Source organism: Acinetobacter sp. SH024, assembly GCF_000163635.1.
In the GTDB taxonomy this organism is placed as follows: Bacteria; Pseudomonadota; Gammaproteobacteria; order Pseudomonadales; family Moraxellaceae; genus Acinetobacter; species Acinetobacter pittii.
In genome coordinates, this window is the sequence record NZ_GG753600.1 from 495168 (window position 1) to 521070 (window position 25903).

Here is a 25903-nt window from a genome sequence, read left to right on the forward strand (position 1 = left end):
TTGTTATTAATGACTTAAATCCATCGTCTCTCGTTTACTGCGTGCCTCTTGTAAAATACGCGCATGCAAAGGCTTTCTAAAACCTAGCATAAATATAAATTCTGCCAATACAAATAATGGTCCTATCGCAAGTCCTATCACATCATCAACAAAAGCAGGTTTTTTCTTTTCAAAATAATGTCCCACAAACTGAAAGACCCAACCGACAACAAAGAAGCCAATACTTGCTGCTAACCATTCTCCTAAAGACAATTGAGCAATTTGGCTCGCTAGTGGATACACAGCAACCAAGATAATGAGCATGAGTAAACCAAAAATTTTATCTAACAATAAATAATAAATCGTACTAGCTACAATCAGCACTATGGCTAAAGTAAGCTTATAACTACCAATATCGATGCCTGCTCTTGCGGTTAAACATAAAATTGAAAACACGATGAGAGGGATACCAATAAAATGCGTCAATATATTTTTATGATTCAAATGATAAGCCGCATATTTGCTAAGCTGTTGCTCCAGATTTGACATGAGTTATTCCCTATTCACTTACATATAGTCATACTGTACATATAAGGAAAACGTAAAGTTGTCAGCTATTTGACAAAGTAATGAATTTTTTCATGGATGACCGAATATTGGACCTAATTTATATTAATCGACTAAAAGAAAACACATGGTTTAGTGTGCTTCCGGAAACATTCCAAAATTTTATTTTAGAACATGGCAAACAAATCACCTTTGAGAAAAATAGCTATGTTTTCCATGCTCAAGATCTATTTGATGGCATTTATACTGTGCTTGAAGGCTCAATTAGTTTGGGTTATGTCGATGTAAATGGTAACGAAGCTCTTTCTGCAATTGCTGAGCCAATTATGTGGTTTGGTGAAATATCCCTGATTGACCATGAACCGCGCTCACACGATGCGATTGCATTGAAAAAAAGTAACGTTCTGCATATTCCTGCAAAACCATTAAATGATCTACTCAAGGAAAATCCATATTATTGGTACTATTTTGCACGTTTAACGAGCCAAAAACTCAGGTATGTTTTCTTAGAACAGATTGCTATCCAAACACGTAGTATTTCTCAAAGGCTTGCTCAACGTCTTCTATTCATTTTAGAAGGTTATGGGAATCATATTCTTATTCAAGATCGTCAAATTCATATTTCTCAAGAACAATTGGCAAATATGCTGACTACATCTAGACAGACAATCAATCATGAACTGAGCCTACTCGAAAAACAGAAAATCATTAAAATTGCTTTTAGAAAAATTGAGATTCTAGATATTGAGAAATTGAAAGTAGTTGCTAAAGCACAATCCTAATTTTTTTAAAAGCGGCTAAATAATAAAAACTTAAAATTAAATTAAAAAATTAGATAACACTGCAAATCAAAACATTGTTCAAACTCTATTTCCACAAAATAAATGTGTTAAAGCAGATATTTTCACCCTACACTCAAGCTGAGCAATAATACTCAACAAGGCACTGATTAACATGAAAAAATTATCAACAATTCTTACAGCAGGTGTATTGGCTATGTTAAGTTTTTCGGCATTTGCATGTCCAAAAGGAACTCAACTACAAGGCGGTACAGGACCGAATCACAAAGGTGGAAAATGTGTAGCGGTACATGGAAAAACTACCGCTCAAAAAGCCAAGAAAGAGGTAACTAAAACTAAACAGGATGTTAAAAAAGACTTAAGCACTCAAAAACATGATGCAATGACCAGCGCGACTCATGCTCAACATGAATCACATCAAATGAAACAAGATGCTGTGAAGACTGCAAACACCGCTAAAGCTGCCACAAAACCGTAATTCACATTCACTCATTATCGTTTAAAAGCAAAAAAGCGAGATTGATTATCTCGCTTTTTTTAGATTCATTAGTTTTATTTTGGCGACGTATTTCCAAGATTTGGTGTATCGATCGCATCCTTACATTGAGCCTTATCTCGCTCATAGTCCGCTTGTTTTTGGGCAACTGAACTATTGTTTTCTAGTGTTTCGCGTGCCCATATATCTAAACTTGTCAGGGCCTTACGGCAGAGTGCATATTTCCCTTCTGTCACTGAATCCGTCATTTTTACATTAATGCGCCAGTCTGTACTCAATTGACGTAAAGGTTTACGAACTTTGTCATCAATTTGGCTGAGTTGTTTTTCATAAACTAAATGATCAACCGTGTTAATTAATGCCCATGCTTTTTGAGCATAAACAGTTGCATCATTGGTTAGTTTCGGTGCTGGCTTAATTTCTACTTTTTTTTCTGCACCTTGATTACCATTATCACAGCCCTGCAATGTAAAAATACCTGCACTCATCATGGCGATATAAACTAAACGAATCTTTGCCTTGAACATATCAAACTGCCGATTAAACATTTCGGCACTATGCTATTAAATTCGGCTACAATACTCAATCTTTCAAGTATTTTTATCATTTGGTTTATTGCCAAGGTGTATTGTGTCCGAACAACAATTGATGCCTGCCCAAACAGCAACTTTTTGGCAAGGTGCCAAAGATAGCCAAGCTATCGTACTCACCTATTTACCCGTTTCTTTTGCCTTTGGCGTTTCTGCATCTCAGTTTGGTTTTACACCATGGGAAGCCTTTTTTCTATCTTGTTCAATGTATGCTGGCGCTAGCCAGTTCTTGGTTGTCGCTCTTTTGGCTAGCGGTTCATCCATCTGGCTAACAGCATTAACAGTTATTGCACTAGATATTCGACATGTCCTTTATGGACCTGCTCTATACAACCTGATTCCAAACAAATTAAATCTTAAGAAAACGGCAGTATGGGCTTGGGGCTTAACCGATGAAGTTTTTGCCAGTGGAATGATCCAACTTTCACAGCGCAGACAACAATGGTCCGAGTCTTGGATGCTTGGCTTAAGCCTATTTAGTTGGATGGCTTGGGCAACTGGCTCTTTGTTAGGTGGATTATTTGCCGATCAAGTTGCCCATTTACCAAAGTTTTTACAAGCAGCTTTAGACTTCTTATTACCTGCTTTATTTTTAAGTTTTTTATTAGCGGCCTTTGAGCGAAAGCATAGCCTTGTTGTTGCTGTATCATTATTGGTTTCAGCCTTGGCTTGTTATTGGATTAACTTATCAGCTGCTATTTTTATTGGTATTTTTTCAGGCATTTTAGCTGGTCTATTTAAACATTATGTGCTGAAACAACATGATGAGGTTGAGGCTTAATATGAACCTAGAAATTATTTTGGTCGGCATTATTGTAGGCATAGCCAATTTTGCTTCACGCTTTGGACCTTTTTTCGTAATACAAAAACTACAGGGCAACCAACAAAGACGCGGCTCAATCTGGATCAAAATTGCTTTGGGAAGTATTGGAATATCTGCAATTAGTGCCATGCTTGTAGTTGCTACCCTTCCACCTCTCCTTGAAACTCCCAATAAGAGTTTCGCAATGCTTATCGGTTTTTTAGTTTTAGCAGGTCTTTATTTTAAATTTAAGAAAATCGTACCAGCAACTTTAACTGCCGCAATTGTTTATGGTCTGATCTATACTTATTTACCTTTATAAATAGATAAACTTATCTTCCTTATATAAAATAAAATCTGGCCAGAGGCGTTTAAGATTGAAACTTCTGGCTTGGAAAATTTAATTTTTGAATTGATTAAAAAGATAACCTTAGCTACTTAATAGAGATAAAAATGTCACAAGTTAAAATTTATGCAAATGAACAAACCATTATGCAGTACCGAGAATTACTTTCTCATGCAATCCATCAGGCGCTTATTGAAGAATTGAAATATCCTGTTGAGAAAAGATTTCAACGTTTTATTAGCCTTAAACCAGAAAATTTCATTTACCCTTCTGACAGAAGCCAGCATTACATTATTATTGAACTTTCAATGTTTGCAGGCCGCAGTGCAGCCACTAAAAAGCAGCTTATCCAAACCTTATTTCGTAATATTCAAGAACAATGTAGAATTTCTCCACAAGACATTGAAATTACTATTTTTGAAACACCTAAAGAAAATTGGGGCATCCGTGGTAAAAATGCGGATGAATTGCTTTTAAACTATCAGGTTAATATCTAAAAACCACTTTTTTTAATTGTCCGACAAAATTACTTTTTTTATGCATGATAAGGCTTAACTCCACCATAAGTTCTGCTATGCTTAAAAAAATAATTTTGTCAGGATGATTCGCATGAGCGTGACACTCGGTACCCCACTTCAATCTTCTGCATTTAAAGTTTTATTGTTAGGTTCAGGAGAGCTTGGCAAAGAAGTTGTAATTTCCTTACAACGCCTTGGTGTAGAAGTACATGCAGCCGACCGTTATGATCATGCACCAGCAATGCAAGTTGCACATTTTTCTTATGTGTTAAACATGGCAGATCCTGCCCAATTAAAACAACTCATCGAGAAAATTAAGCCAAATTTAATTGTTCCAGAAATTGAAGCAATTGCGACAGAGGTTTTATTTGAAATTGAAGCGAGCAAAGTAGCAACTGTCATCCCTTCTGCTAAAGCTGTAAACCTCACAATGAACCGTGAAGGCATCCGCCGTCTTGCGGCTGAAGAACTTGGCCTACCTACTTCTGCTTATCGTTTTGCTGATACGCTCGAAAGCTTTCGCGCCGCTTGCGATGACATCGGTTATCCAAACTTTGTAAAACCGGTCATGTCTTCTTCAGGTAAAGGTCAGTCTCGTGTAAAAAGTTTCGATGAAGTCGATGCTGCATGGGAATATGCAATGCAAGGTGGCCGTGTTAACCAAGGTACGGTCATTATTGAATCTCAAATTGATTTTGATTTTGAAATTACATTACTTACCGTTCGCGCTAAAAACCCTGAAACTGGTGAAATTGAAACTCATTACTGTGACCCAATTGGTCACCGCCAAGATGCCGGTGATTATGTAGAAAGCTGGCAACCTCAACCAATGACGGCGGCGGCACTCGAAGAAGCAAAACGTATTGCAAATAAAGTGACAACTGCACTTGGTGGCTGTGGTATTTTTGGTGTAGAACTGTTTATTAAAGGTGACAAGGTTTGGTTTAGTGAAGTCTCACCTCGCCCACACGATACAGGACTCGTAACTTTAGCATCTCAGTTTCAAAGTGAATTTGAACTGCATGCACGTGCAATTTTAGGTTTACCTGTAAACACAGCACGCCACAGTGTTGCAGCAAGTGCAGTAATTTATGCTGGAGTTGATGCCAGCAATTTAAGTTATAGCAATCTCAATGTAGCTTTAACACACCCAGACACCGATTTACGCCTGTTTGGCAAACCAGAAGGTTTCAAACGTCGTCGTATGGGTGTAGCAACCGCTCGTGCTGAAAATACTGATCTTGCTCGTACTTTAGCGAAAGAAACCGCTGATCAAGTAAGCGTTCAAACAAACTCATAATTTTTACTTATTGGTAGACCCATTTTCATGATCAATATATCGCCATTGTTGAACTATGTCTCAAGTCATCATGATATTAAAGCCATTAATCAATGGCGAACGGATGTAGAAAAGCAGTTGCAAGATTCATATGAAAATGGACAATCTATTCGTGAAATCATTAAAGCCCGTTCAGATTTAGTAGATGAAGCACTGATCTTTTTATGGAAACATGCTGAACTCAATCAGACAGAACTGGGCCTTTTTGCTGTAGGTGGTTATGGGCGCCGTGAAATGTTGCCCTATTCCGACGTCGATATCATGATCCTATCGGAGCATGAAATTAACGAAGAAAACGAAAAACGTATCTCTACATTTATTTCTTCTTTATGGGACGTTGGCAATTTCAAACCCGGCATTAGTGTTCGCACTATTCAAAGCTGTGTTGAACAGGCCGCTACCGATTTAACCGTTGCGACAACTTTAATTGAGGCGCGGTTAATTACTGGCAATAGTCAGCTTGCGAAGTGGCCTCGCCGTATTGTTTCACAGACATGGACTGACAAAACATTCTATGACGCAAAAATGGCCGAACAAGCCAAGCGTTACCATCAACACAACAATACTGAAAGTAATTTAGAACCCGACATTAAAAACGCACCGGGCGGTATTCGTGACATTAACCAAATTGGCTGGATTGCTAAACGTCACTTTCGCGTAAACCGTATTTATGACTTAGTGCATTTAGGTTTCATTTCAGAGTTTGAATTGGCAGTTTTAGAAGAAGCTGAAAGTTTTCTTTGGGAAATTCGACATCATTTACACCGTTTAGCTAAACGGGATGAAAACCGTTTACTCTTTGACCACCAAAGGGAAATTGCCGCCAAATTTGGATATGTGCGTCAAGAAGGCCAACCTGTAAATTATGGTGTTGAGCAGTTCATGAAACGCTACTACCGTACGGCGCAACAGGTTTCAACACTCAATGAAATGTTGCTGGCATATTTTAGCGAGTCAGTGATTACTCCTCGACTCCCCAACTATGAACGCAAAATTGAAGTTGTTAACGATCACTTTAAAATTGTCGATAATAAACTTGCCGTACAACATCATAAAATATTCGCAGAGCATCCAAGCGCGATTTTAGAGTTGTTCTATATTTTAGCCAATCGACCAGATATTGAAGGAATTCGCGCTCGGACTTTACGCTTACTTATTCTTGCTGCGAAACGAATCAACCGAAGTTATCGTGATAATCCAGAACATCAAGCACTGTTTATGTCGATTATTCGCTCACCATATCGTTTATACGATACCTTGGTTGCGATGAAACGATATGGTGTTTTAGGAAACTATATTCCTGCTTTTGGCCAAATTATGGGCCTTATGCAATATGACCTATTCCATATCTATACGGTCGATGCTCATACATTATTATTACTGCGTAATTTAAATCGTTTTAGAGAACCAGAATTTGCCAAAGAATTCCCTGTAGTAAGTTCAGTTTTCCAACGTCTTGCCCGTCAAGATATTGTCTTTATTGCTGCTTTATTCCATGACATCGCAAAAGGACGCGGTGGTGATCATAGCGAACTTGGCGCAGAAGACGCAATTGAGTTTGGCCGTGCACATGGCTTTACAGAGCGTGAATGTAAATTAATTGCATGGCTTATTCAAAACCATTTGCTCATGTCCTTGACCGCTCAGAAAAAAGATATTTCTGATCCTGATGTCGTGAAAGATTTTGCAGAAAAACTGGGCGATATGGAGCATCTTGATTATCTATATACCTTAACGGTTGCCGATATTAACGCGACAAATCCAAAACTATGGAACACATGGCGCGCTTCTCTCATGCGTCAACTTTATACGCACGCTCGTGATGTAATCCGTACAGGTTTAGGCCGTCCTGTTGACTACCAAATGCTGATTGAAGACACCAAGTTTGCAGCAAGTGAATTGCTGGTAAATAACTTCGCATTGGCAGATGTCGAAAAAGTTTGGCAAGAACTTGGTGATGAATACTTCATTAAAGAATCGGCAGATGAAATTGCATGGCACACACAAGCGATTTTAAAACACGGCGATAATCCGGAGCCATTAGTGCTCTTGCGTGCTCACCGTAAAGCAGCTCAAGATGCAGTGCAAATCTTTATTTATACACGCGATCAACCTAATCTGTTTGCCACCACTGTTGCCGTTTTAGACCGAATGAACTTAGACGTTCAGGATGCAAAAATTATCACGGCAAGTACAGCATTTAGCTTAGACACTTATGTTGTACTTGATCGTTTCGGGACATTGCTTACCGACCCAGAACGTGAAGAAACCGTTAAAAATGCATTAGTGAAAGCCCTTAGTCAACCAGACCAATATCCGGGACTCATGCAACGTCGCATTCCACGTCAATTACGTCACTTCGATATTGAAAATACAGTCGACGTAACATTAAATGAAGCCTTACAGCAAAATATGGTCGAAATTTCAACACTCGATCACCCCGGCCTACTTGCACGCGTGGGTGGTTTATTTATGATGCAAGGTTTAGACATCCATTCAGCCCGAATCGCAACTTTAGGTGAACGTGCCGAAGATATTTTCTTTGTCACCAAAAAAGATGGGAAACCGCTGAATAACGAAGAGGTCAAACTCTTCTCGGAAAAACTGAAAGCTGCATTAGATGAAGCATCTAATCAAATTTGTCAGCACTGAAACTCAACTACTTGGTAACTGTTTAATGAACTCTAGCTTGTCGTTATTACACTCGTACCCATTTGAAAAGTTAAACCAACTTTTTAAGGATACTACTCCTGCTAACCTTCCCTTGATTCCTCTATCAATTGGCGAACCTAAGCATCCAGCACCAGAGTTTGTTAAACAAGCTATTATTGATAACTTTAACCATTTATCAACTTATCCAAACAGCAAAGGCTTACCTGAGCTTCGCCAAAGCATTGCAGATTGGTTAACTAAGCGCTTTAAACTTAACAGCATTAGCGCTGAAAACCACATCTTGCCCGTCTCTGGTACACGTGAAGGGATTTTCTCTTTTGTACAGGCATTAATTAATCGTGAAGATGCACCTTATGTGGTGATGCCGAACCCATTTTATCAAATTTATGAAGGTGCGGCTTTACTTGCAGGTGCAAAGCCATACTTCATTAATTGCACAGAAGAAAATGGCTATTTAGGCGACTTTGATGCTGTACCAGCCGAAGTTTGGGAAAAGACAGCCCTTCTTTTTGTATGTACACCGGGTAACCCAACAGGTACTGTGCTTTCTAAAGAACAATTTAAAAAGCTAATTGCCTTATCTGATCAATATAATTTCGTTATTGCTTCTGATGAATGCTATTCAGAGCTTTGGTTTGACCAAGCACCTACTGGTCTATTAGAAGTTTGTGCTGAGCTTGGACGTGATGACTACAAAAACTGTATCGTATTTCATTCACTTTCAAAGCGTTCAAACTTACCGGGTTTGCGCTCAGGTTTTGTAGCGGGTGATGCCGATCTGTTAAAGCCATATTTGCAATACCGCACCTATCACGGCGCTGCAATGCCAGTACAACACCAGCTTGCTTCAATCGCAGCGTGGAACGATGAAAACCATGTTGAAGAAAACCGTAAGCAATATCGTGCAAAGTTTGATTTATTCCAATCTGAGCTAGGTCATCTCCTCCCATTACAAAAACCTGATGCCGGTTTTTATTACTGGTTAAAAGTCGATAATGATGAAACTTTTGCCAAGATGCTGATGGAAAAAGCACACATTAAAGTTTTACCGGGTCGTTATCTATCTCGTGATACCGAACAAGGTAACCCTGGTGCCAATCATGTGCGTATGGCTTTAGTAGCAGATTTGGCACAATGTGAAGAAGTTGTTAAACGTTTAAAAGCGATTCTTTAAACCCAGCAAAATTGCATAGCCTTCATTTTGTTTAGAAGGCTATGCGATCTGCTTTAACTATAGGCAACCAATAACACTGCGAAAAAAATGAAAGCCAGACTGGAGCAATAATATATTCCTCTAGCAGAGCGTTTAATCTGTGCTAATACACGCTCTTGACGCAATAAACGAACTAATAATAAATTCCACCCGAAAACCACTCCTGTCATCCATATACTCATTAGTAATTTTTGAAATAAGCTAAATTCCTGTTGAATAAGTAGCATTAAACTACTATAAAACATAATATTTTTAGGATTAAGAAGACTAGATTGCAAACCCAGAGCCAAGCTTTTAACTTTACTCTTATAACTAGACTCTTGTTCAACCAAACTATTTTCAGCAACAGTAATATTTAAGTTTGTTCCTTGAGTGGCTCTAAAACAAAGAAAACTCAAATAAACTAAATATCCAGCCCCCAGCCATTTAAGTACTAAAAGAATCGTTGTGCTTAAATTGCCAAGCACCATAAATCCAAATATACACACCATTAAGATAACAGCATTACCCAAAGTAATTCCCAGAATAACGCCATAGGTATAACGCGCTCCTTTTTGCAAAAGACTGGTCAGAATAAGAAAAAAATCTGGCCCCGGAGATAGTAGTGCTAAAAAGTGAGTAAAGGCGATAACCAAAAAAACTTCCATAACGATTTCATCTTTAAAACTGTATGGAGTAGCTTAAAAATAGAGAAAAATAATTTCTTGTAAATTATTGCGCGGCTGCAAGTTGAAACTGTCGAGGAGTAATTCCCGTATGTGCTTTAAAAGCTTTATGAAAATGGCTTTGATCACTAAAGCCTAAATTGACAGCTAGCTCTGCGAGTGAAATCCCTTGCTTTAATTGAGCTCTGGCTTGATTAATCTTTAAATTAATTTGAAATGCATGTGGAGTTAAACCAACATTGGCCTTGAATAAACGAATGATTGCATATCTACTAAGACCAACCTGCTCTGCAAGCTCTTCAAGAGAAATAAATTGTTCTGACGATTTAATAATATGAATTAAGTCCAAAAAATCTTCATACAAATATTCAGTTTTTTGTATTTCTTGTAATACGAAATGTGGGAGTAACAACTGGGTAAGGCAATAGATCAGCGACTGTTCTTTTTCAATAATTAATTTTTCAGGATCGAATAAAGTTTCATTCATATCAGAAAAAGCCTGATATAAAGTTTCTTCTTTTATTATGAGCGGCTTATGCTGAGGCAGATGTAAATCCAGACCATGTTCTCGAAATTCTGAATACAGCTGATTTAACCACCTTATGTCCAAATGTAGCATTTGGTAACTCCAAGCCTGATCCGGCAAAGGGTTACATGAATGCTCAATATGTGCTGGTACAATCACCAAAGTACCAGCATCAATCTTTTGGGGCGTACCAAATGAACTATGAAAAACGCTATTCCCCTCGTCTATAGCCCCGATAGAAAACGTTGGATGACTATGAGACTTATAACACGTTCGGCTAAAACAGGATCTTCTGGTTTCAACATACGGCATTCGCCCATCTTGCCAAAACTCAAAAGCTTGAGGAATAGCGTTCATTTAAACGATTAACTCGCTAATGCTTTTTCAATATCAGCTTCTAAAGCTTCTGGCTTAGTCGTAGGTGCATAGCGATTTAAAACAGCACCATCTTTGCCTACCAAAAATTTGGTAAAGTTCCATTTAATGCTACTACTACCTAAAATACCTTTAGCTTCACGTGTTAAATATCTAAAAATTACATGGGCTTCCGGACCTTTTACATCAACTTTAGCAAACATGGGAAATTTTACCCCATAGTTACGCTGACAGAAGCTACCAATTTCTTTATTGCTTCCTGGATCTTGCCCACCAAACTGGTTGCAGGGAAAACCTAAAACTTCTAATCCTTGATCTTTATATTTTTCATATAGTTTTTCGAGGCCAGCAAATTGTGGTGTAAAACCACATTTACTGGCAGTGTTTACAATTAGTAAAACTTTACCTTTGTAATCAGCCAATTGCTTAACTTCACCCTCTAACAGCTCAGCTTCAAACTGATAAATATTACTCATGGATAGGTTTCCTCATCATTTTTTTCTTCTGTTTTCAGTTGTAATGATGCCGAGTTTACACAGTAGCGCAAACCAGTCGGCTGTGGTCCATCTTCAAATACATGCCCTAAATGAGCTTCGCAATCATGACAAACTATTTCAGTTCTGACCATACCATGCGTTAAATCTTCATGTTCATCAATGACAGCACCATTGATCGGACGGAAGAAACTTGGCCAACCGCAACCGCTATCATATTTGGTATCTGATGAGAACAACTCTGCGCCGCAGCAACGGCAAACATAGGTACCATGTTGCTTAGTATTCCAGTATTGCCCCGTAAATGCAGGTTCAGTGCCTTTTTGTCGTGTAATCCGATACTCTTCTGGTGATAACTCTCTTTGCCATTCCCGGTCTGTTTTATTGACTTTTCCCATGACATACACCTTTTATTCTGAAGTAAACATTTCTGATGATCGAGTTTTATATTTACGCCATTCATCACAAAAACACTAGTCTCTGAACGTAAAATTTGTTGGAATTTAAACATATAAAGAACAAAAAGCAAAAAGTAAGCAAAATACAAAATCGAAAGTAAGCAAATTTATTACTAATCTTCTTTAAAGCAAGCAAACATAGTGCTATTCTAAGTGCGCACGGTTGTATAGGACAGAACATGTCTCAGAAAAAAAGTGTGGCTTTCCAACAACTACTACCAATTATCAAACAATATCAACAATCGGGTTTTACCCATGAAAAAATTGTTGAACTATTGAAAGATCAACATGATCTAAATTTGGTAACAGTTAAAACATTTAAAAGTTATTTATACCGATATGCAAAAGTGAATTCCGTTATGTCTAAAAATACTGCTACCATCCATTCCATGCCATCTACTCGAGAAATCAAAAAATCATCGAAGCTTGAGCATGTTTGTTATGACATCCGTGGGCCAGTTTTACGAGCCGCCAATGAAATGGAAGAGCAAGGACATAAAATCATTAAGCTGAATATCGGCAATCCTGCTCCTTTTGGATTTGAAGCACCACAAGAAATTATTAATGATGTTGCTTTAAACTTACCAAACGCAATTGGTTATGTTGACTCAAAAGGTATCTTCCCTGCTCGCAAAGCAATTTGTCAGTATTACCAGCAAAAAGGCATTCTCAATATGCATGTCAATGACGTGTATATTGGTAATGGCGTATCTGAACTCATCGTAATGGCTATGCAAGGCCTATTAGATGATGGAGACGAAATGCTGATTCCAATGCCGGATTATCCGCTTTGGACAGCAGCAGTTAATCTTTCAGGCGGCACAGCAATTCATTATAAATGTGATGAAGAAAATAGCTGGTACCCAGATATTGCTGATATTGAAAGTAAGATTACTCCGAATACTCGCGGTATTGTCATCATTAACCCGAACAACCCTACGGGTTCGGTATATCCACGCCACATTCTTGAACAGATTGTAGCGATTGCAAAAAAATATGATCTAATTTTATTTGCTGATGAAATTTATGACAAAATTATTTATGACGGGATTGAACATGTTTCAGTAGCGTCATTAGCCGGCGACCAGCTTTGTGTATCTTTTAATGGTTTATCAAAAGCTTATCGTATTGCAGGCTTCCGTTCAGGTTGGATGGCAATTACGGGTGATAAAAGCCGGGCTGCCGACTATATCGAAGGATTAGACATGTTGGCGTCAATGCGCCTATGTGCAAACGTTCAAGCTCAATATGCGATTCAAACTGCCCTAGGCGGTTATCAATCAATTAATGACTTGATCCGTCCTGGTGGCCGTTTATATGAACAGCGTAATATTGCTTGGGAAATGCTTAATGAAATTCCAGGCGTAAGTTGTGTAAAACCAGATGGAGCAATGTACTGTTTCCCGCGCCTTGACCCGAACATCTACCCAATTGAAGATGATGAAAAGTTAATGCTTGATTTGCTACGTGCAGAAAAAGTTTTATTGGTGCAAGGTACAGGCTTTAACTGGCCAAGACCTGATCATTTCCGCGTGGTTTTCTTACCTGCTGAAAATGAATTACGTGAAGCAATTACCCGTCTAGGTCGTTTCTTAGCCAATCGCCGTTAAAAAAATGCATAACAAAAAGGCATCTCTAAATAGGTGCCTTTTTTATAATTCTATTTTTTTCATTTTTATAAAAGAAGAATCTCCTAACCACATAACAATTTTATCAACATAAAATAAATTATTGTATTTAAATAATTTTTATAAAATTTATGATTCTTTCGACTTTAAGAATTAGTTAATTTTTTGATTTATATATTTTTTACCATACGTTTTAAATTACTTGATTTCCTTCAATCTACTTAACCTTTATTATGCAAAAAATGCATGGATCAATATTTTTTTGCATTTCACACTGCTTCAAAATCGAGCAACAATCCATCTCCATAACAACATCACCATATTCTATTCGGTTAAAACAGATACAGATCTAGGAAGATAACATCGTTAGAACAACCGAACTAAACTAACAAGGAAAGCTTTCAATCATTCAAATCCCATCAAAGGATGATTGAATCAAATGGATAGAGGTTCATATGAAGCAAAAGAAATTGCTCAAGTATATTGTTGTTGCTATTTTACTTGGCATACTGACAGGTTGGATTTGTCACCACTTCTTTAATGAGGGTGAACAATTGAAGCAAATCGCTTCTTATCTCAACATACCTACAGATATCTTTTTACGCCTTATCAAAATGATTATTGCTCCATTGGTATTTGCCACTATTGTTTCAGGCATTGTATCAATGGGGAAATCGACATCAATCGGCAGTATCACCCTTAAATCAATGACTTGGTTTATTACTGCTTCGTTCGTATCGCTTGCTATCGGTATGGGTCTGGCAAACTTTTTCCAACCAGGTGCAGCTTTAGATTTAGTATTACCAACTGCGCAACAATTGAGTAGCTCTTCTGCTCCAGCGACTACAGGCTTCACTCTACAATCATTTTTAAGCCATGTTTTCCCACGCAGTATTGCTGAAGCAATGGCAAACAATGATATTTTGCAAGTACTTGTTTTCTCTATTTTCTTTGGCTCGGCCCTTGCTTTTGTAAATCAAGGCAAAGAAAAAGATTCAGTTATCATTCGTTTAACTGATGAACTCAGCAAAATCATGTTCCGTATTACTGATTACGTCATGATGTTTGCACCTGTTGCAGTATTTGCAGCAATCGCTTCAGCAATTACAGTACAAGGTTTAGGCTTGATTGTTGACTATGGCATTTTAATCGCAGAGTTCTACTTCGGTCTTTTATTACTGTGGATCATCTTATTCTCTGTAGGTGCAATCGTACTTAAAAAAGATATTTTCCGCTTAGGTAAATTAATTCGTGAACCTGTAACACTTGCTTTTGCTACAGCTTCAAGTGAATCAGCCTATCCTAAAGTTATGGATGCACTAAATAAATTTGGTGTGCCTAAAAAAGTAACGAGCTTTGTATTACCTTTAGGTTATTCATTCAACCTTGATGGTTCAATGATGTACACCACGTTTGCAGTGCTCTTTATTGCTCAGGCCTACAATATTGATCTTAGTTTCACTCAACAAATCTTAATTTTGTTAACTCTCATGGTAACAAGTAAAGGTATTGCAGGTGTTTCACGAGCTTCAATTGTCGTTATTTCAGCAACACTCACCATGTTCCATTTGCCTGAAGCTGGCATCCTTTTATTACTCGGTATCGATCAGTTCCTTGATATGGGCCGTACTGCAACAAACGTAGTAGGTAACAGTATTGCAACCGCAGTTGTTGCCAAGCTTGAAGGCGATAAAGTGGCAGATACTGAAGAACTACCAGAGCCAGTATTAATTAAATCAACTCAAGAACAAACGACCGCGTAAGTTTCTCTTTTCTCCCACTCTCCCAACTTAAGAGCAATTTTATATGACCTTATAAAATTGCTCTTTTTTTATTTTAAAATTGATGGCAGAAAGTCACCTATATTTTTATATTAAATAATGACTTTAAACTGCTATTAAATTTTCTTAAATCAAACCTTAAAAATAGAATAAAAATCACTCAAACAAATTTTATATTTTTGAAAATAAATACCAAGTGATTAAATTTTAATTCAATTTACAACAATTAAATTATATTAAATTAATAGAATTATTTTTTAACTTACACTGAAAAATTTAAAAATATATTAATATTAAATTATAACAATAAAAATCAATAATATAAAAATATAAAATGGCAAAAACTAGTTAAAAATGTCTATTATTTTTTAATTTTATACTGATAAAAAAATCATTTGTTTTATTTATATTAAAAAGTAAACAAATCAAGATAAATTAGAAAAACTTAATAGATTTTTTATTTTATTCATGTTATTTATTAGCGCTAAATAAAAGCAATGACTAAGCAATTGTTGATAAAACAAAATGCTATTCAAGGATGCTTCTTATTCAAACAAGTTATGAATATGTTTTACATGGTATGTATTTTGCTTAGGAAAAGCAGTCATATTCAACAAACTTTTACTTCGTCACTTCATAAGGATATTTTCGATGTTGACTAAAACTGTTAAATCTTTAGGTTTAGCGATGGGCTTATTAGCCTGCTCTCTCCCACTTTATGCAAAAAATAATGTTGTTGTAGTTGCGACTGGCGGTACTATCGCTGGTGCTGGCGCAAGCTCGGCAAATAGTGCAACTTATACTGCTGCAAAAGTTCCTGTTGATACGCTAATTAACGCAGTTCCACAAATCAAAGATTTGGCAAATGTAAGTGGTATTCAAGCATTACAAATCGCTTCTGAGAGTATTACTGACAAGGAATTATTAGAAATTGCTCGTCAAGTGAATGAGCTTGTTAAAAAGCCATCTGTTAATGGTATCGTAATTACACACGGTACAGATACTTTAGAAGAAACAGCATTTTTCTTAAATTTGGTTGTTCATACTGATAAACCGATTGTACTTGTTGGCTCAATGCGTCCTTCAACTGCTCTTTCAGCTGATGGTCCACTTAACCTTTATAGTGCAGTTGCTTTAGCAGCTTCAGATGATGCAAAAAATAAAGGCGTTATGGTTCTCATGAACGACTCTATTTTTGCTGCACGTGATGTAACTAAAGGCATTAACATTCATACAAATGCTTTTGTTAGTCAATGGGGCGCTTTAGGTACATTGGTTGAAGGCAAACCTTACTGGTTCAGACAGTCTGTAAAACGTCATACAAATGCTTCAGAGTTTAATATTGAAAATATTAAAGGCGATGCACTTCCAACTGTACAGATCGTTTATGGTTCGGACTCTATGCTTCCAGATGCATATGAAGCGTATGCAAAAGCTGGTGCTAAAGCGATCATTAATGCAGGTACTGGTAACGGTTCTGTACCAAAATATATCGTACCAACCTTACAAAATCTTCACGACAAAAACGGTATTCAAATTATCCGTTCATCACGTGTCGCACAAGGTTTCGTATTACGTGATGCAGAACAACCTGACTCTAAATATGGTTGGGTAGCAGCACATGATTTAAACCCTCAAAAAGCGCGTCTTCTTGCAGCTTTAGCTCTTACTAAGACTAATGACACGAAAGAAATTCAGCGCATGTTCTGGCAGTACTAAGTTTTTCAACCAGCCCAAACATAAAGTTTGGGTTGGTCCTATTTCTTAAAATAAGCTCTTTTATATTAAATCTGTACAATAGATATTCAAATCATTCTTCTTAAATAATAAAATCCTTAACAGTTTGCCAAAATATTAAGCATTTCGTTTTAACTTTGCGTGCTAAACTATGCTGCAGTCGTATTAAGGATTGGTTTATGCAGTTTGTTCATCTCGGTATTTATACAGAATTTTCGATTACAGAGTCGATAGTTCGCATACCTGACTTGGTCAACGCTGCGGTTAAAGACCAAATGCCTGCGCTGGCATTAACCGATCTATCAAACCTCCATGCAGCTGTAAAATTTTATAATTCTTGTTTAAAAAAAGGAATTAAACCGCTTTTAGGTAGCACAATTCGCCTTGACGATGCTCAACATCGTGCAACTTTACTTGCAATGAGTAATGTAGGCTGGAAAAGTCTCACCGAAATCGTTTCACGCGGTTTTATTGAAGGGCAACAACTTAGTATCCCATGTGTACAAAAAGAATGGGTACTTGAACAGCATCAAGATATTATTGTTTTACTTGGTCAACATAGTGATGTGGGTCAGATGCTTTGCTCATCTAACCCTCAAAAAGCAGCTCCGCTTTTAGAAGCATGGATCGAAAAATTTGGTAACCGTGTTTATCTGGCTTTAACACGTACCGATCGTCCTGGTGAAGAAGACTTTATTCAAGAAGCCGCTAAACTTGCTGCCCAATATAATGTCGGTGTAGTTGCACATAATGATGTGCACTTTGTAGAAAAAGAAGATTTTGAGGCCCACGAAGCACGTGTTTGTATTGCTGATGGCTATGTATTAGCAGATGATCGTCGTCCACGCTTATATAGTCCCGAGCAACATTTTAAAACCTCGAACGAAATGATCGAGTTGTTTTCAGATATCCCAAGTGCTATCGAAAACACCTATAACATTGCAAAACGCTGTAATGTTAGCCTACAACTCGGCACTTACTTTTTACCTGACTATCCAATTCCAGATGGCTTTACCATCGACACTTACTTTGAGCATTTGTCAAAAGTAGGTTTAGAAGAACGCTTAGATTATCTTTACCCTGTCGAAAAACGTGGCGAAGACTGGCCAGAAATTCGTAAGCCTTACGATGAACGAATTGATTACGAAGTCGGCATTATCCTCAAAATGGGATTCCCGGGTTACTTCCTTATTGTCATGGACTTCATCCAGTGGGCAAAAAATAATGGCGTTCCTGTAGGACCTGGACGTGGTTCAGGTGCGGGTTCACTCGTTGCATATAGCTTAAAAATTACTGATCTTGATCCTCTTCGTTACGATCTACTTTTCGAACGTTTCTTAAACCCAGAACGTGTTTCAATGCCTGACTTTGACGTCGACTTCTGTATTGCCGGACGTGACCGCGTCATTGATTATGTTTCCCGTACTTATGGCCGTGAAGCCGTGTCGCAAATTGCAACTTTCGGTACAATGGCGGCAAAAGGTGCAATTCGTGACGTTGCCCGTGTATTGGGTAAGTCTTACGGTTTAGCTGACCGTATCTCAAAAATGGTACCGACTAAACCGCTCGGTGTGGACTTAGCCACTGCTATCGAGATGGAACCTCAGCTTAAAGATATCGTTACCAACCCATCTAACCCAGATAATGATGATGCGAGTGAAATCTGGGAAATGGCATTAAAACTAGAAGGTATCACCCGAAATACTGGTAAACATGCCGGTGGTGTTGTTATTGCACCCGGTAAGATTACCGATTTCTCGGCTGTACTTTGTGATGAAGATGGAACTAGCCGTGTTGCTCAATATGATAAAGACGATGTAGAAGCAGCTGGTCTCGTCAAATTCGACTTCTTGGGTTTACGTAACTTAACCGTTATTGAAGACGCAATTCAAAATATTAATAAAAATCGCGATAGTAATGATCCGCTCATTATTTCGCATGTTCCACTTGATGATGCTAAAGCATACTCTGTCTTTGCCGATGCAAATACAACAGCGGTATTCCAGTTTGAATCCGTCGGCATGAAACGAATGCTCAAAGAAGCACGTCCAAGTAAATTTGAAGAGATTATTGCATTCGTATCATTGTATCGTCCTGGTCCAATGGATCTCATTCCTGACTTTATTCACCGTATGCATGGTGGAGATTTTGAATATCTTCACCCACTTCTTGAAGGTGTATTAGAGCCAACTTACGGGATTATGGTTTACCAAGAACAGGTGATGCAGACAGCACAGATCTGTGCGGGTTATACGCTCGGTGGCGCGGACTTACTACGTCGTGCAATGGGTAAAAAGAAACCTGAGGAGATGGTTAAGCAACGCCAAATCTTCTTGGCAGGTGCTGCTGAAAAAGGAATTGATGAAAGTACAGCCAACCATATCTTTGACTATATGGAGAAATTCGCAGGCTATGGTTTCAACAAATCTCACGCCGCCGCTTATGCCCTCGTTGCCTACCATACTGCATGGTTAAAAGCACATTATCCTGCTGAGTTTATGGCAGCAGTAATGTCATCGGAAATGCAGAACACTGACAGTGTTGTATTTTTAATTGATGACTGCCGAAATAATGGCCTAGAAGTTTTACCACCATCAGTCAATATGTCGACTTATCATTTCCATGCGAGCGATGATAAAACTATTGTGTATGGTTTAGGTGCAATTAAAGGCGTTGGCGAACAAGCAATGCAGTCAGTTATTGACTCTCGTCGACAATTTGGTCCTTATACAGATCTATTCGATTTTTGCCATCGTATTGATTTGAAGAAAATCAATAAGCGTACTCTTGAAGCTTTAATTCGTGCGGGTGCACTCGATTGCTTGGGAATTGAACGTGCAAGCTTAATGGCACAATTGCCTGAAGCTGTTCAAGCTGCTGAACAAGCGCGCAGTAACCGTGAAAGCGGTATTATGGATTTATTTGGTGAGGTTGAAGAAGTTCAGCGTAAGCCAGCTAAACCTGTTAAACCGTGGAGTGACGAGGTTCGTCTAAAAGGCGAAAAAGACACGCTTGGGTTATATTTAACGGGCCACCCAATTGATGTTTACCGCCAAGAGCTTAAGGCTTTTATTCCGGTAAAACTTAATGAAATTACGGCTACACGTCGTGGTGTTACAACAGTCTATGCGGGTTTAGTCATTGACGTCGCAAACTTTCCAAATCGCGTAGTTATTGTACTAGATGATGGTACAGCTCGTATTGAAGTAAGTTGCAACCATGAACGTTTCCAACGTTTTAAAGATATTATCCAAGTTGAGCGTGTTGTCGTCTTTGAAGGCGAAATTTATGAAAGAGAAGGCTTTGAACGTCCAATGGGCCGTTTAACCAAGGCTTTTACTTTAAATGAAATACGACAAAAACGTGCTAATAGCATTCAGATCAAATTAACAGAAGAGTTTATGCAAGCCACTTTGGCAAAAGATTTACAAAATATCATCTTGCCATTTTGCAATGTAGATATGCATCAACATATCACTCTACAGCTACAGATTGATCAACCTTATGCTCAAGCCGAGCTTCAACTTGGTCCGCAATGGAAAGTTGCTCCTCTCGATGAATTACTTGCTAAACTCAGAGATTATTTTGGTAAAGATAATATTTATATTGAATATCAAGTAAAGTCGAAAGCAGCTAAAGCAGCAGAACCTGCTCGTCCGCAAACCGTTGCTTCCCCTCCCGCGGACATGACTATGGACGATGCATTGGATTTATACCAAAGCGAAGTTTCTCAATATTCGTAATTTCTGGAAATCTTATGAGTTCGTTTGATCACAACACTGTGTCAAAACAATTAGCACAAGTGCGTATTGTCATGGTAAACACTACCTTGCCTGCCAATATTGGCAGTGCTTTACGTGCCATGAAAACAATGGGGCTAATTAAATTAGTTCTTGTTGCACCTAAAACATATCCTCACCCAGACATACAAGCGCTTGCTGCTGGTTCTCAGGATTTATTTGAACATCTTGAGATTGTCGATACTTTAGAAGATGCTATTAAAGATTGCCATTTAGTGTTTGGAACAAGTGCACGTAGCCGCACCATTCCTTGGCCTTTACTTGACGTAAGACCTGCTGCCAAAGAAGCCATTAAAGCCACCTCTCAGGGACAGCAAATTGCGATTGTTTTTGGCCGCGAAGATCGTGGTTTAACTAACGAAGAATTAGCCCTAGCAAATTATCATTTAACAATTCCTGTCAATCCTGACTATGGTGTATTAAATGTTGCGCAAGCAATTCAAGTGGTATGTTACGAGCTTCGCATGTCTGCTCTAGAGCAACAAAACTTGGATCAAGATGCAGATGAAATGCCATTAGTCCAAGGTCAAAGCATGCAATGGGATGAACCATTGGTGACTCAAAAACAAATGGAAGAGTTTTATCCTCATCTAGAGAAAATGCTAACCGAAATTGAATTTTTAGATCCAGATAATCCACGTTTGTTACCTTTACGCTTGCGTCGTTTATTTGGTCGTATACAATTAGATCGTATGGAATATCATTTACTTCGCGGTATTTTTAGTCGTGTACAAGCCCTAACCAGTGGTAAATGGAAAAAAGCATTATCTGACAAGGAGGATCAACCCAATGCTTAAACAGCTGAAAGAAGATATAAAGGCTGTATTTGCGCGAGATCCTGCTGCCCGCAATACACTCGAAGTTCTCACGACCTATCCTGGCATTCATGCGATTATGATGCATCGTGTTGCTCATGAATTATGGCAAAAAGATTGTAAAGGTGCTGCTCGCCTTCTTTCTTCATTTAGTCGTTTTGCAACAGGCATTGAAATTCACCCAGGTGCCAAAATCGGTAAACGTTTTTTTATTGATCATGGCATGGGTGTTGTGATTGGTGAAACTGCTGAAATTGGTGATGATGTTACGCTTTATCATGGTGTGACCTTAGGTGGTACAACATGGAAGACTGGCAAACGTCACCCAACTTTAGAAGATGGTGTGGTTGTTGGCGCTGGTGCAAAAATTTTAGGTCCATTTACGGTTGGTAAAGGCGCTAAAGTCGGTTCAAATGCTGTAGTGACCAAAGCAGTCCCTGCTGGTGTGACCGCTGTAGGAAACCCTGCTCGCTATATTTATAAAGATGCATCCGACAAGAATAAAGATGAAGAACGTCGCCGTGATTATGCGCAAAGTATTGGCTTTGCCCCATATGCGACAACTGCTGATCAGTCAGACCCTATTTTAGAAGGTATGCGCGTTTTACTTGATCGTATTCAGCATAATGAAACGCGTATGAATAATTTATGCCAGCGTTTATCAGAGCTAGATCCGAGCTTCAAAAAAGAAAGTCAGGATGAACAGCCTTTTAGTGATGAAGAACTGAAAATTATTGAAGAAGTTCGTCGTGAATGCGGTGCGCAAGATAAGACATCAAAAACGTAATATTCTTGATTCATAATGTAACACGCTTACCCTTGCATGTCTGTTTAGCTTTTCCTAGACTTACCTGTACCAAATCTGACTTTACTAAAATGAACGGAAGATCCTATGAATTTTAAGCCTTTGGCATATATAATCCTTGCGACCTCAAGTTTAACCGCTTGTACAATGGCACCCGTAAAAGAACAAAAAATTGAGCCTTTTGTTTTCAAGGAACCAGAGCTTACTCCTCCTTTTTATGCGCTAAACCCTTTTAACTATGATCAGCCACCTGCATTTGAAGTTGCATTAAAAGACGCTGCTGCACAGCCTGTAACCAAAATGGTCGTTAATCGTCAAGATGATCCAACCAAACAGCTTACTCTCGACGTCAATAAACTGATCGTTCCGACTGTCAATAATTCACAACGTTCAATGAAATACGCTGTTTTAGCCGGTGAAAATGAAATTGACGTGACTACTATTGATGACTTTTTACAGTTAGTAGAAGGTAAAGCACGTCATTACCCACCTCGCTTTACTGACCGTCAAGAACGTAAAGGCTTTGAAAGTAAACTTAAAGAAGTAACACAACAACTTGATACACTTGCTGCAAATCCAAATGCATCATTTGATATTTTAATTCGTGCTTTTAAAGCAAGTGTTCTTGCACGTAATCTTGATTTAGGTACTGTTCATACCACTAAATCTTTAGAATATGCTCAAAGACTTTTAAAGATTAATCCAGATGATGCGGAAACAAATTTCTGGTTCGGTTTTGGTTTATCTGAAGGTGGCGGTCAACGTGAAGCGATTCCATACTTAGACAAAGCCATTAAAGGTAATGTTCAAGAAGCATATTTAGCTGCTGCAAATAACTATATTGCAATGGAGCAAAAGAAAAACGCGATCCAGACTCTAAAGAACTATAAAGTTAAATATCCAGACGAAGCGGAAATTGCTGACCGTTTAATTCAAGAAATTGAAAAACAAGGTCGTTGGAACGTATGGCAAGTTTTAACTAACCCAGCAATGTCAGCAACTACTCCTGCTGCTGCACCTAAAAAATAAGCTTAATTCTATAAAAAGGGCTGTTTTGACAGCCCTTTTTTATATTTGATCATTTGAAAAATATTTTAAAATTTGTATGATCTACCTACCATTGAGCCACTATATTTTGACCAAATGTTTTCAATAAAAAGAAGCAAAACACTGTTGACGGTCATACTACTCGGTTCAATTCTGAGTGGTTGTCAGGTCGTAAATGTTAAACAGCAAGCTTTGAATGTAACGATTGCAAATGAACGTAATAGTATTCTTACCCAAGATAAACTTAGCGAAGCGAGTCTGAATGTTTTATCAATGTCTGGTCAGGAAGCTAAAGTTTGTACAGATACACCTGAAACCTGTGTAAATCAACTCAAAAACCTTCCTCAAATTTTAGATGAACAGTTCTTATCAACAGCAAGCGAGATGTATCTCGCAAAAGCAATGGCTTTATCAGATACGTCTGACTGTAAAGTAAGTAGATTTACTAAACATAAATCTGAAGAAGAACAAAAGAATATTCTGAATAGATATGATGATTGCTTAGACCAGCAATTGAGTCTATTAGATAAAAGTATTCGCTATAGCTATGCCTATCTATTTTCCACAAAGCGTAAGCCTAACGACCGTATTTTTGATAACAGACAAGTTCAAATACGCGACTTTTATAATCAAGCCATTGCCAAAATGGTCAGTGTTTATGATTTAAGATACCCGAAAAAAAATGTGGTAGAGCCACAAATCCATATTGGTAAGAGTGTTTATTCAATAGACTTTGAATTTCATAAACAACTATCAGGCCAAAAGTTAGAGAAATTAATTTCAAGTTATAACCTGAATTTTTCTGGCTTAAGAACCATTAACCGCCGCGATGGTTTTGGCTCCGAATTTGTGGCTGTTTTTCCGAGTTCAGGAAATGAAGATATTAATGAATATATCCTAGACCCACTTAAATATAATTATAAAAATGGTGTTAATCCAAATATTCATAATGCACGCTACTTAGCTGCAACTATTGTAGCTGAACCCAAACACGCGACCACTGTCGAAGAAATTATTAATAATCCAGAATTCGTGATTCGAGTTTATGACCCATATCGGACAGATAATATTAATGTAGCAGGCAAGCAATATCCGCTAGCAGCTAACTTTTCTGCGCCTTACGGTCTATGGTTGGCCGAAAATAATTTAGGGGTCGCAGCTTATTTAACTCTGATTGACCGCGATCAGCATTTAACTATGCCGCATCTCTACATGCTTGAACCATACAATCCCAATAAGAAAATTATTGTGTTAGTACATGGCTTAGCCAGTAGTCCCGAGGCATGGATTGCGCTGACCAATGATGTTATGGGCGATACGGTTTTAAGAGACAATTACCAAGTTTGGCAAGTTTTCTATTCGACCAACATGCCAATTTTGGAAAGTCGTTTTCAGATTTATGCACTCTTGAAACAAGCTTTTGGTTCATTAAACCCAAGTGACCCTGCCGCGCATGATGCGGTCCTTGTTGGACATAGTATGGGAGGTATTATCAGCCGTTTACTGGTCAGTGATGGAGATATTACTAAACCTGCCTTAGAGTTAATGACGATCCGTCAGCAAAACCGCTTTAAAAAACATCCAATGGTTACTGAACGATTGCAAATGCATTCAATCAATAATTTTGATCGTGCAATTTTCTTGGCTTCCCCTCATCGCGGTACAGATTATGCGGATCGTTGGTTTACCTTGGCAGCACGTAAAATTATTCGTTTACCGGGTGCATTTTTGTCGGCTGTAGCGACTTCACTGACAACCGAGAATTTAGATGTTAAGGATTTCTTGAGTAATATTGATAATGGTTTGATTCAAAATGGACCAAGTGATCTAAGTCATCAATCTAAATTTATGGAGCTGACTAAAAATATTAATCCACACCAAGGATTAGTTTTCCATTCAATAATGGGAAATATTACCAAGAGTGATGATCCAAATGTGATTACCGATGGCATCGTTCCGTACAAAAGTGCTCACTTAGAAGGTGCAAAATCTGAGAAAGTTCTTCCAGGTGGCCATTCAATTCAACTGACACCACAAGCTGTATTAGAGTTACGCCGTATTTTACGAGAGCATTTAGTCGAACACGGTTTATATAAACCATAAAAAGAAAAAGAGCCAAAGGTTATCCTTTGGCTCTTTCGTTTTGAACTTAAATTTTACTGCCCAGAACGGATGATGTAATCAAACGCTGAGAGTGATGCTTTAGCGCCTTCACCTGTAGCAATAATGATTTGCTTGTAAGGTACAGTCGTACAGTCACCCGCAGCAAATACACCTTGCACATTGGTTTCGTTGCGGTCATTCACAATGATCTCGCCACGGTTGGTTAATTCAACTTCACTGTCTTTCAAGAAGTCAGTGTTTGGCAGTAAACCAATCTGTACAAAGATCCCTGCAAGCTCGACCACATGCTCTTCATCAGTCGCACGGTCTTTATATTTAAGACCAG

23 protein-coding genes are annotated in these 25903 nt (G+C 38.2%); 16 read left to right on the forward strand and 7 right to left on the reverse strand.

Features of this window, described 5'->3' with window-relative positions; genetic code table 11:
• Nucleotides 1–6 precede the first annotated feature (6 nt).
• Entirely contained in the window at nt 7–528 is a 522-nt protein-coding gene (locus HMPREF0013_RS08270; protein WP_002114326.1) for a DUF962 domain-containing protein, read from the reverse strand.
• 92 nt (nt 529–620) lie between these two features.
• On the opposite strand from HMPREF0013_RS08270, the gene HMPREF0013_RS08275 reads away from it, so the two are divergent.
• Nucleotides 621–1328 carry a Crp/Fnr family transcriptional regulator gene (locus HMPREF0013_RS08275; protein WP_002114375.1) on the forward strand — a complete coding sequence of 236 codons (708 nt, stop codon included), beginning with the start codon at nt 621–623 and terminating at the stop codon, nt 1326–1328.
• A gap of 172 nt (nt 1329–1500) precedes the next feature.
• Nucleotides 1501–1824: a hypothetical protein gene (locus HMPREF0013_RS08280; protein ID WP_002114158.1), complete on the forward strand. Its 324-nt coding sequence runs from the start codon at nt 1501–1503 to the stop codon at nt 1822–1824.
• Between the two features lie 74 nt (nt 1825–1898).
• Here HMPREF0013_RS08280 and HMPREF0013_RS08285 read toward each other — a convergent pair whose 3' ends face one another.
• A complete protein-coding gene (locus tag HMPREF0013_RS08285; protein WP_005802393.1) occupies nt 1899–2369 on the reverse strand; it encodes a hypothetical protein in 471 nt (156 codons plus the stop codon).
• A gap of 121 nt (nt 2370–2490) precedes the next feature.
• Between HMPREF0013_RS08285 and HMPREF0013_RS08290 the strand changes: the two genes are divergently transcribed.
• The 6 genes from HMPREF0013_RS08290 (at nt 2491) to dapC (ending at nt 9284) form a co-directional block, all read left to right on the forward strand.
• Nucleotides 2491–3213: an AzlC family ABC transporter permease gene (locus HMPREF0013_RS08290; RefSeq protein WP_016802817.1), complete on the forward strand. Its 723-nt coding sequence runs from the start codon at nt 2491–2493 to the stop codon at nt 3211–3213.
• 1 nt (nt 3214) lies between these two features.
• The gene (ygaH, locus tag HMPREF0013_RS08295; RefSeq protein ID WP_001047275.1) at nt 3215–3556 is read left to right on the forward strand and encodes an L-valine transporter subunit YgaH; all 342 of its coding nucleotides are present in this window, start codon (nt 3215–3217) and stop codon (nt 3554–3556) included.
• A gap of 131 nt (nt 3557–3687) precedes the next feature.
• Nucleotides 3688–4077: a tautomerase family protein gene (locus tag HMPREF0013_RS08300; protein ID WP_002114489.1), complete on the forward strand. Its 390-nt coding sequence runs from the start codon at nt 3688–3690 to the stop codon at nt 4075–4077.
• Nucleotides 4078–4180: 103 nt separating this feature from the next.
• Nucleotides 4181–5398 carry a formate-dependent phosphoribosylglycinamide formyltransferase gene (gene purT / locus HMPREF0013_RS08305; RefSeq protein WP_005802399.1) on the forward strand — a complete coding sequence of 406 codons (1218 nt, stop codon included), beginning with the start codon at nt 4181–4183 and terminating at the stop codon, nt 5396–5398.
• A gap of 27 nt (nt 5399–5425) precedes the next feature.
• A complete protein-coding gene (gene glnD / locus HMPREF0013_RS08310) occupies nt 5426–8089 on the forward strand; it encodes a [protein-PII] uridylyltransferase (protein ID WP_002114151.1) in 2664 nt (887 codons plus the stop codon).
• Nucleotides 8090–8114: 25 nt separating this feature from the next.
• Complete coding sequence (gene dapC, locus HMPREF0013_RS08315; protein ID WP_002114325.1) at nt 8115–9284, forward strand: succinyldiaminopimelate transaminase; 1170 nt, start codon at nt 8115–8117, stop codon at nt 9282–9284.
• A gap of 53 nt (nt 9285–9337) precedes the next feature.
• On the opposite strand, the gene HMPREF0013_RS08320 is transcribed toward dapC, so the two are convergent.
• From HMPREF0013_RS08320 to msrB, 4 genes are all read right to left on the reverse strand, one after another.
• Nucleotides 9338–9970 (reverse strand): LysE family translocator, encoded by a 633-nt coding sequence (locus HMPREF0013_RS08320; protein WP_005076407.1) that lies wholly within the window; start codon nt 9968–9970, stop codon nt 9338–9340.
• 64 nt (nt 9971–10034) lie between these two features.
• Nucleotides 10035–10871, reverse strand: a complete 837-nt coding sequence (locus HMPREF0013_RS08325; protein WP_002114550.1) for an AraC family transcriptional regulator — start codon at nt 10869–10871, stop codon at nt 10035–10037.
• An 8-nt stretch (nt 10872–10879) separates the two neighbouring features.
• Nucleotides 10880–11365 (reverse strand): glutathione peroxidase, encoded by a 486-nt coding sequence (locus tag HMPREF0013_RS08330; RefSeq protein WP_002114194.1) that lies wholly within the window; start codon nt 11363–11365, stop codon nt 10880–10882.
• Nucleotides 11362–11781 (reverse strand): peptide-methionine (R)-S-oxide reductase MsrB, encoded by a 420-nt coding sequence (gene msrB, locus HMPREF0013_RS08335; RefSeq protein WP_002114184.1) that lies wholly within the window; start codon nt 11779–11781, stop codon nt 11362–11364. The genes HMPREF0013_RS08330 and msrB overlap by 4 nt, the downstream gene beginning before the upstream one ends.
• A gap of 239 nt (nt 11782–12020) precedes the next feature.
• On the opposite strand from msrB, the gene HMPREF0013_RS08340 reads away from it, so the two are divergent.
• The 8 genes from HMPREF0013_RS08340 (at nt 12021) to HMPREF0013_RS08375 (ending at nt 25557) form a co-directional block, all read left to right on the forward strand.
• The gene (locus tag HMPREF0013_RS08340; RefSeq protein WP_005802404.1) at nt 12021–13451 is read left to right on the forward strand and encodes a pyridoxal phosphate-dependent aminotransferase; all 1431 of its coding nucleotides are present in this window, start codon (nt 12021–12023) and stop codon (nt 13449–13451) included.
• Between the two features lie 473 nt (nt 13452–13924).
• Nucleotides 13925–15232 (forward strand): dicarboxylate/amino acid:cation symporter, encoded by a 1308-nt coding sequence (locus HMPREF0013_RS08345; protein ID WP_002114420.1) that lies wholly within the window; start codon nt 13925–13927, stop codon nt 15230–15232.
• 669 nt (nt 15233–15901) lie between these two features.
• Complete coding sequence (locus HMPREF0013_RS08350; protein ID WP_002114181.1) at nt 15902–16969, forward strand: type II asparaginase; 1068 nt, start codon at nt 15902–15904, stop codon at nt 16967–16969.
• A gap of 197 nt (nt 16970–17166) precedes the next feature.
• Nucleotides 17167–20730 carry a DNA polymerase III subunit alpha gene (gene dnaE / locus HMPREF0013_RS08355; protein ID WP_002114528.1) on the forward strand — a complete coding sequence of 1188 codons (3564 nt, stop codon included), beginning with the start codon at nt 17167–17169 and terminating at the stop codon, nt 20728–20730.
• 14 nt (nt 20731–20744) lie between these two features.
• Nucleotides 20745–21584, forward strand: coding sequence for an RNA methyltransferase (locus HMPREF0013_RS08360; RefSeq protein ID WP_002114323.1), 840 nt, complete (start codon nt 20745–20747; stop codon nt 21582–21584).
• Nucleotides 21577–22389, forward strand: coding sequence for a serine O-acetyltransferase (cysE, locus tag HMPREF0013_RS08365; protein ID WP_002114303.1), 813 nt, complete (start codon nt 21577–21579; stop codon nt 22387–22389). The genes HMPREF0013_RS08360 and cysE overlap by 8 nt, the downstream gene beginning before the upstream one ends.
• Nucleotides 22390–22494: 105 nt before the next feature.
• Nucleotides 22495–23436 (forward strand): ABUW_2363 family tetratricopeptide repeat lipoprotein, encoded by a 942-nt coding sequence (locus HMPREF0013_RS08370; RefSeq protein ID WP_002114503.1) that lies wholly within the window; start codon nt 22495–22497, stop codon nt 23434–23436.
• Nucleotides 23437–23550: 114 nt separating this feature from the next.
• The gene (locus HMPREF0013_RS08375; protein WP_005802410.1) at nt 23551–25557 is read left to right on the forward strand and encodes an esterase/lipase family protein; all 2007 of its coding nucleotides are present in this window, start codon (nt 23551–23553) and stop codon (nt 25555–25557) included.
• 53 nt (nt 25558–25610) lie between these two features.
• On the opposite strand, the gene HMPREF0013_RS08380 is transcribed toward HMPREF0013_RS08375, so the two are convergent.
• A partial coding sequence (locus HMPREF0013_RS08380) for an FAD-dependent oxidoreductase (protein ID WP_005802418.1) occupies nt 25611–25903 on the reverse strand: 293 nt, incomplete at its 5' end.

What these genes read in the sequence shown, in the direction of transcription:
- HMPREF0013_RS08270 (WP_002114326.1), bottom strand. Translation starts at nt 528, where the DNA reads ATGTCAAATCTGGAGCAACAGCTTAGCAAATATGCGGCTTATCATTTG.
- HMPREF0013_RS08275 (WP_002114375.1), top strand. Translation starts at nt 621, where the DNA reads ATGGATGACCGAATATTGGACCTAATTTATATTAATCGACTAAAAGAA.
- HMPREF0013_RS08280 (WP_002114158.1), top strand. Translation starts at nt 1,501, where the DNA reads ATGAAAAAATTATCAACAATTCTTACAGCAGGTGTATTGGCTATGTTA.
- HMPREF0013_RS08285 (WP_005802393.1), bottom strand. Translation starts at nt 2,369, where the DNA reads ATGTTCAAGGCAAAGATTCGTTTAGTTTATATCGCCATGATGAGTGCA.
- HMPREF0013_RS08290 (WP_016802817.1), top strand. Translation starts at nt 2,491, where the DNA reads ATGCCTGCCCAAACAGCAACTTTTTGGCAAGGTGCCAAAGATAGCCAA.
- ygaH (WP_001047275.1), top strand. Translation starts at nt 3,215, where the DNA reads ATGAACCTAGAAATTATTTTGGTCGGCATTATTGTAGGCATAGCCAAT.
- HMPREF0013_RS08300 (WP_002114489.1), top strand. Translation starts at nt 3,688, where the DNA reads ATGTCACAAGTTAAAATTTATGCAAATGAACAAACCATTATGCAGTAC.
- purT (WP_005802399.1), top strand. Translation starts at nt 4,181, where the DNA reads ATGATTCGCATGAGCGTGACACTCGGTACCCCACTTCAATCTTCTGCA.
- glnD (WP_002114151.1), top strand. Translation starts at nt 5,426, where the DNA reads ATGATCAATATATCGCCATTGTTGAACTATGTCTCAAGTCATCATGAT.
- dapC (WP_002114325.1), top strand. Translation starts at nt 8,115, where the DNA reads ATGAACTCTAGCTTGTCGTTATTACACTCGTACCCATTTGAAAAGTTA.
- HMPREF0013_RS08320 (WP_005076407.1), bottom strand. Translation starts at nt 9,970, where the DNA reads ATGGAAGTTTTTTTGGTTATCGCCTTTACTCACTTTTTAGCACTACTA.
- HMPREF0013_RS08325 (WP_002114550.1), bottom strand. Translation starts at nt 10,871, where the DNA reads ATGAACGCTATTCCTCAAGCTTTTGAGTTTTGGCAAGATGGGCGAATG.
- HMPREF0013_RS08330 (WP_002114194.1), bottom strand. Translation starts at nt 11,365, where the DNA reads ATGAGTAATATTTATCAGTTTGAAGCTGAGCTGTTAGAGGGTGAAGTT.
- msrB (WP_002114184.1), bottom strand. Translation starts at nt 11,781, where the DNA reads ATGGGAAAAGTCAATAAAACAGACCGGGAATGGCAAAGAGAGTTATCA.
- HMPREF0013_RS08340 (WP_005802404.1), top strand. Translation starts at nt 12,021, where the DNA reads ATGTCTCAGAAAAAAAGTGTGGCTTTCCAACAACTACTACCAATTATC.
- HMPREF0013_RS08345 (WP_002114420.1), top strand. Translation starts at nt 13,925, where the DNA reads ATGAAGCAAAAGAAATTGCTCAAGTATATTGTTGTTGCTATTTTACTT.
- HMPREF0013_RS08350 (WP_002114181.1), top strand. Translation starts at nt 15,902, where the DNA reads ATGTTGACTAAAACTGTTAAATCTTTAGGTTTAGCGATGGGCTTATTA.
- dnaE (WP_002114528.1), top strand. Translation starts at nt 17,167, where the DNA reads ATGCAGTTTGTTCATCTCGGTATTTATACAGAATTTTCGATTACAGAG.
- HMPREF0013_RS08360 (WP_002114323.1), top strand. Translation starts at nt 20,745, where the DNA reads ATGAGTTCGTTTGATCACAACACTGTGTCAAAACAATTAGCACAAGTG.
- cysE (WP_002114303.1), top strand. Translation starts at nt 21,577, where the DNA reads ATGCTTAAACAGCTGAAAGAAGATATAAAGGCTGTATTTGCGCGAGAT.
- HMPREF0013_RS08370 (WP_002114503.1), top strand. Translation starts at nt 22,495, where the DNA reads ATGAATTTTAAGCCTTTGGCATATATAATCCTTGCGACCTCAAGTTTA.
- HMPREF0013_RS08375 (WP_005802410.1), top strand. Translation starts at nt 23,551, where the DNA reads ATGTTTTCAATAAAAAGAAGCAAAACACTGTTGACGGTCATACTACTC.